The 603-nt window shown below is 52.1% G+C and carries 1 protein-coding gene; it reads left to right on the plus strand.

Annotated elements, in window-relative coordinates:
- A partial coding sequence (locus G9Q97_RS24685) for a hypothetical protein (RefSeq protein WP_222852082.1) occupies positions 1 to 603 on the plus strand: 603 nt, incomplete at both ends.

The following is a 603-nucleotide window of genomic DNA, read 5'->3' on the forward strand; positions in this document are numbered from 1 at the left end:
TGTCCACGGAAAGCAGTGCTCGGCAGGCGGCCGATAACAGTTTAGAATCGGCCATAACCGCCGAAACTGACCGGGCAAAGGCAGCAGAAGCCGGGATTGTAGCCGATCTGAATACCGAATCCAGCGAAAGACTAGCAGCAGATACGGCACTGGAAACAGCTATTGCAGCAGAAACAACTCGTGCAGAAACAGCAGAGGCAACGATTATTGCTGATCTGATCACCGAAACAGAGGAAAGAAAGACAGCAGACTTCAGCTTAACAACTGCCCTGGAAAATGAAACATCCGAAAGAACCGCCAGTGATGCGACTTTAGAAACTGCCATTGCCACAGAAACCGTCCGAGCCCAGACTGCGGAAGCCGGAAAAGAGGACCTATCCAATAAGTCCACTGATATTACCACGGACGGGGAATCCGATATCAAATATACCAGCGCCAAAGCGGTAAAGGATTACGTGGACGCATCGGCTTCCGGTAGCCAGACCGCCTTGAATGAAGAAATTGCCCGTGCCCTGGCTGCAGAGGGGGTATTGGAAACAGCCATAGCAACAGAAACAAGCCGTGCGGAAGGAGCAGAGAACCAGTTGTCCGCTGACCTGTCCA

Origin of the sequence: Cyclobacterium plantarum, assembly GCF_011290685.1 — a bacterium.
GTDB lineage: Bacteria > Bacteroidota > Bacteroidia > Cytophagales > Cyclobacteriaceae > Cyclobacterium > Cyclobacterium plantarum.